Source organism: Agrococcus jejuensis (assembly GCF_007679035.1).
GTDB lineage: Bacteria > Actinomycetota > Actinomycetes > Actinomycetales > Microbacteriaceae > Agrococcus > Agrococcus jejuensis_A.
Window position 1 is genome coordinate 1 of record NZ_VEFR01000052.1, and the last position, 230, is coordinate 230.

The 230-nt window shown below is 68.3% G+C and carries 1 protein-coding gene; it reads right to left on the reverse strand.

From position 1 onward, the window contains the following. Positions 1-230: hypothetical protein (locus FS793_RS16470; protein ID WP_222123791.1), on the reverse strand; the 230-nt coding region annotated here is incomplete at both ends.

Genomic DNA, 230 nt, shown 5'->3' on the forward strand with positions numbered 1-230 from the left:
CCCGTCCCCCTCATCACCCCGTCAAAACACCACGCACTCATCAAGCCGCTGCCTCGCACACCCACCATCGCGTTCACCCCCCACTCCCTCACCCTCCACACCCCCAACGCCAAGCACCACCCCACCTTCCCCTTCATCACTCCCCTCACCACCTCCACCCACGGCCCCTCCGTCCCCACCACCACCTCCCCCTCCCCCCCACCTTCTACCTCCTCCTCTCCGCGCGCCTC